The organism is Rhodococcus sp. (in: high G+C Gram-positive bacteria), from assembly GCF_049286785.1.
Lineage (GTDB): Bacteria > Actinomycetota > Actinomycetes > Mycobacteriales > Mycobacteriaceae > Rhodococcus_F.
This window is the reverse complement of the sequence record NZ_JBAQEO010000191.1, coordinates 1-4,888: the sequence shown is the minus strand read 5'-3', so window position 1 is coordinate 4,888 and position 4,888 is coordinate 1. Positions and strand designations below refer to the sequence as shown.

The 4,888-nt window shown below is 67.7% G+C and carries 5 protein-coding genes; 4 read left to right on the top strand and 1 reads right to left on the bottom strand.

Annotated elements, in window-relative coordinates; genetic code table 11:
- On the bottom strand, positions 1-491 hold a 491-nt coding region (locus WAW17_RS07795), incomplete at its 3' end, for a GntR family transcriptional regulator (RefSeq protein WP_422332417.1).
- 198 nt (positions 492-689) lie between these two features.
- Here WAW17_RS07795 and WAW17_RS07790 point away from each other — a divergent pair.
- The 4 genes from WAW17_RS07790 (at position 690) to WAW17_RS07775 (ending at position 4,788) form a co-directional block, all read left to right on the top strand.
- Positions 690-1,538 (top strand): ABC transporter permease subunit, encoded by an 849-nt coding sequence (locus WAW17_RS07790; protein WP_422332416.1) that lies wholly within the window; start codon positions 690-692, stop codon positions 1,536-1,538.
- Positions 1,538-2,266: an ABC transporter ATP-binding protein gene (locus tag WAW17_RS07785; protein ID WP_422332415.1), complete on the top strand. Its 729-nt coding sequence runs from the start codon at positions 1,538-1,540 to the stop codon at positions 2,264-2,266. Before WAW17_RS07790 ends, WAW17_RS07785 begins: the two co-directional genes overlap by 1 nt.
- 63 nt (positions 2,267-2,329) lie before the next feature.
- Positions 2,330-3,409 carry an NrtA/SsuA/CpmA family ABC transporter substrate-binding protein gene (locus WAW17_RS07780; protein WP_422332414.1) on the top strand — a complete coding sequence of 360 codons (1,080 nt, stop codon included), beginning with the start codon at positions 2,330-2,332 and terminating at the stop codon, positions 3,407-3,409.
- A gap of 14 nt (positions 3,410-3,423) precedes the next feature.
- Entirely contained in the window at positions 3,424-4,788 is a 1,365-nt protein-coding gene (locus WAW17_RS07775) for an LLM class flavin-dependent oxidoreductase (protein ID WP_422332413.1), read from the top strand.
- The last annotated feature ends 100 nt before the right edge of the window (positions 4,789-4,888 follow it).

Sequence of the window (4,888 nt, the reverse complement as noted above, 5' to 3'; positions counted from 1 at the left end):
TCGAGGTTCGCCGGTGCCTTCGACTCATCCGCGTCGTAGACCGCCAGTTGGGCGTCGAGGCGTTCCATCAACTCGGCGATGGTTGCATTGTGGGCGGCGACCCGCAGCGCCGCGTGCCACTCGTTGTGCAGCAGTAGCGCGCTCTCCGGGTCCGGTGCTTCGAGTGCGCGTTCGAACAGGCTGGTGAGGCGGGCCAGGTCGATTTCGGAGCGCCGAGCGGCCGCGGCGAACGCGGAGGCGGATTCCAGCGCGATCCGGGCGTCGCAGATCGCCAGCACCTCCTCCTCGGTGCGTACGCGCACCACGTAGCCACGGGTGACCTTGGTCACCAGGCCGTCGAACTCGAGTCGCTGCAAGGCCTCGCGCACGGGGGTTCGGGAGAGCCCCAGTTCGGTGCCGACCGAGGCCGGCACCAACAGCGATCCCGGTGCACAGTGACCCCCCGTGATCCTTTCGCGCAGTTGCGTGTACGGCGATCTGTCGTTCCCCACCGGATGTTCCCCTCGTCCTCGTATGCCGTAAATCGGTTGAGCAACGCTTACCAGAGGGTCGGGTTCCTGGGAAGAGTTTCAATCCCTGTGTATACAACTGTCGTCATCGGTGTTCATCTGCATCTACATTGCTCTTCGCACCGCAGCCCGCGAGGAGAACGATGAACACCACACCACCCGCACCGACGGCGGCCGGACATGCCTGACCTCACGCTCACCGCGACCCCGGCCACCGCGCCCGTCGCCCAGCCTCCCCGGCAGCGACGCCCTGCCCGACTGCCGCGCGGGACCTCCCTGCTGCCGTGGGTCGTGCCGGTCCTGGTGCTGCTCAGCTGGCAGTGGGCGTCGTCCACCGACATCGTCTCGGCGGCGATCCTGCCGCCCCCGAGCAAGGTCCTCGACACCACCGGCAACCTCTGGGGTACAGGCGAACTGCAGACCCACCTACTGGTGAGTGTGCGGCGCATCGTCCTCGGCTTCGCCATCGGCACCGCGATCGGGCTTGTTCTCGGCTTCGCCGTCGGTCTTTCGCGCATCGCGGAGGGCCTCATCGACCGGACCCTGCAGATGCTGCGCGCCTTGCCGCATCTCGCGCTGGTCCCGCTGCTCATTGCGGCGTTCGGAATCGGCGAGCTGCCGAAGGTCATGCTCGTCACCCTCGGCGTCATCTTCCCCGTGTACCTGAACACCGTTGCGGGCATCCGCACCGTCGATCCCAAGCTCGTGCAGCTCGGCCAGTCCTACGGTCTCGGTCGAGGCGCACTGATCCGGCAGATCATCGTGCCCGGCGCGATGCCGATGATCCTCACCGGCATCCGCTACGGACTCGGCGTCGCGTGGCTGACCCTCGTCATCGCCGAAACCATCGCCACCAGCGAGGGCATCGGATTCCTCGCCCAGAACGGCCGCGACCTTCTCCGCAACGATCGGATCGTCCTCGCCATCATGCTCTACGCCCTCGCGGGCCTCCTGGCCGACCAGCTCATTCGGTTGGTCGAGGCACGAGCCCTCCGCTGGAACCCGAACTACCAGAAAGGAAACCGCTGATGCCCCGCGATGCTCTCGTCGGCCTCGACCTGCTCGGTGTCGGGCACCGCTACCGCGACAAGCGGGTCCTCGACAGCATCGACCTGTCCATCGCACCCGGCGAGTTCGTGACCTTCCTCGGCCCCAGTGGCGTCGGCAAGTCCACCCTGCTCCGCATCCTCGCCGGGCTCGAGGAACCCACCGAAGGCCGTGTAGAGCCGACCGCCGACCGACCGGTCGTCTCCCGCATGATGTTCCAGGAGGACCGCCTGCTTCCGTGGCGCACCGTCCTCGACAACGCCGCACTCGGCACCCGTGGACGCCGCGACGAGGCTGCCGCTCTGCTTGGCGAGGTCGGACTCGCCGGCCGCGAGAACGACTGGCCCTCCGAGCTCTCCGGCGGGCAACGTCAGCGCGTCGCCCTCGCCAGGGCCCTGCTCCACCGGCCCGACGTGCTGCTCCTCGACGAACCGTTCGGCGCTCTCGATGCGATCACGCGCGTCACGATGCAGCAACTGCTCGAACGCATGCTCGCCGAACGCCCGCGCACCGTTCTGCTCGTCACCCACGACGTCGAGGAGGCGCTGATCCTCTCCGACCGGGTGCTGCTGCTCACCGAATCCGGGATCACCCGCGAGCTCCGGATCGACCAGGCCCGCCCCCGGCACCGCGGCGATGCCCGGCTCGCGACCTGGAAAGAAGAGTTCCTCGACGGACTCCTCGAGGCCGATCGCGCACTGCACTCCTGACCCATTGACCCCATCTGACCCATCTGACCCATTGACCCATCCAAGGAAGGTTCAACTCCCGCCATGTCACCCCTGACCACCCCGACGCTGAGCCGGCGCGGCTTCCTCGAGTCCACCGGCGCCGGCCTGCTCGGTCTGACCGCCCTGTCCCTCGCTGGTTGCGGCTCCGACGCCGCCGCAGCCGACGACGGCAGTCCCCTCTCCCAGGTCCGGTACGCCCTGATCGGTGACGGCAACGCCGAACCGGGCACCGTGCTTCGCAACAACCTCGGAGGGTTCGATGTGAGCACCGCCCTCGGGGTGCCTGCGGAATGGACCACAGGATTCCCGGCGTCACTGCCGGTGATGGAGGCGATCAAGTCCGGCAGCGTCGACTTCTCCTTCGCCACCGCGACCGCCGTCATCTACGCGATCGGCGGCGGCGTGCCGATCGTGCCGCTGGTGGCGTACCCGCTGCCGAGTGACGAGGTGGACGTCCTCGTGCCGCAGGGTTCGGACATCCGATCCGCCGCAGATTTGAAGGGCCGCAAGGTCGCCGACCACCGCGGCACCACCGGCACCTACAGCCTGGTCAAGTACCTCGAGTCCGCGGACCTGACGATCGACGACATCGAGTACGTCAACCTCACCGCCGCCGACGCCGAGGCCGCGTTCGCCCAGGGCAAGGTGGATGCCTGGATCACCTGGCAGCCGACGGCCGAACTGGCCAAGCGTAAGCACGGCGCCGCCACCCTGCCCGACGTGAAGACCTACGACTACGCGTTCTTCGTCGCGAGCGAGTCGTTCGCGAACAACCACCCGGAGGCGGCAGCGACCCTGGTTCGCAACGTCCGTGATGCGCAGCGCTGGATCGAGGCGAACCCGGAGGCCGCCGTCGCCGAGTTCACCCGGCTCGGCGGTTTCGGGGGCAGTGAACTCGAGGCCCAGGTGTACCTGGATCTCGTCAAGACCGGCCGGCTCTCGTATTCCGGTGCAGGGCAGTTCACCTCGGTCGGCGCGGACGCGGTCGCAGGCACGCAGGACCTCGCGGACAACTTCCACCGGCTCGGTATATACCCCGATCAGGTCGACGTCACGTCGTGGCTGCAGAACCCGCGGTTCGACTCGATCAGATCTGTCATCAACCAGGAACTCTCGAAGTAGGTATCAGCAACACCATGTCCGACTCCCAGATGCATCTTGCCGCGTTCATCACCGCCGGCCCCGGCCGCCCCGGAGGCTGGCGCTACCCGGCCTCAGTCCCCGGGTGGTTGTCCGCGGACTACTACCAGAACATCGCCCGTACCCTCGAGGACGGCCGATTCGATCTCGCATTCTTCGCCGATATCCTCTCCGTCCCCGACCGATTCGGATCGAGCACCGACACGCAGCTGCGTAATGGGGCCCTCGGGTCGATGCGTCTCGACCCACTGCACGTGCTGTCGTCGATGGGTGCAGTCACCAGGCACCTCGGACTTGCCGCGACCGTGTCCACCACGTACGCGCAGCCGTTCACCGTCGCCCGCTCCTTCGCGAGCTTCGACCACCTCACCGCGGGACGCGCCGCCTGGAACGTGGTGACCTCGTTCCAGGAGTCCGAGGCCCGCAACTTCAACCGCGACGAGCAGTTTCCGCGGGAGAAGCGCTACGAACGCGCCGACGAGTTCCTCGAGGTGGCCGCCAAGCTGTGGGACAGCTGGGAGGATGGGGCGCTGGTCCTCGACACCGAGGAGCCGTTGTTCGCCGACCCCGCCAAGGTGCACGCCATCGACCACAAGGGCGAGTGGTTCACCGTCCAGGGCCCGCTCAACGTGCCCCGGCCACCGCAGGGCTACCCGGTGCTGATCCAGGCCGGCGCCTCCGCCAAGGGCAAGGACTTCGCAGCCCGCTGGTCCGACGTGATCTTCTGCAGCCACGCCTCACTCGAGTCGGCGCAAGACTTCTACCGTGAGATCAAGGAGCGGGCCGCCGCACACGGTCGCGATCCCCGCCAGGTGAAGGTCCTGCCGTCGATCGCGCCGGTCATCGGCCCCACCACCGCGATCGCGCAGCAGACCTTCGACGAACTCTTCGAGCTGGTGCCACCGCTGGGCGGGTTGTCGACTCTCGCCTACCACCTGGACGTCGACCTGTCGACGTTCCCGCTCGACGAACGACTGCCCGACGTCGAGGTCCCCGGCGTCGAGGGCCACTACCGCGAGGTCCGTGAGATCACCGAACGTGAGGGCCTCACGCTGCGCGAGCTGGGCAAACAGTACGGCGGACGAGTCGAGGGCGGATTCATCGGCACCGCAACCGAAGTCGCGGACGGACTCGAACAGTGGTTCACCGAGGGTGCCTGCGACGGCTTCATGGTGCAGGCCCCCTACCAGCCCGGCGGCTTCGAGGACTTCACCCGGCAGGTCGTCCCCGAACTGCAGAAGCGCGGCCTGTTCCGCACCGAGTACGAGGGCACCACACTGCGCGAGAACCTCGGACTCGACCGGGCCACCGCCCGTGAATGGGAGAACCGGATCGCCAAATCCCCGAGCACAATCGGATGAGCGACGCAGCCACCGCCACGGTCCCTGCATCGAACGTCGCCACCGTCTCCGGGCACACCATCGCGGGCGTGCCCGGGCGGTTCGTGATCGACGCCCGCAC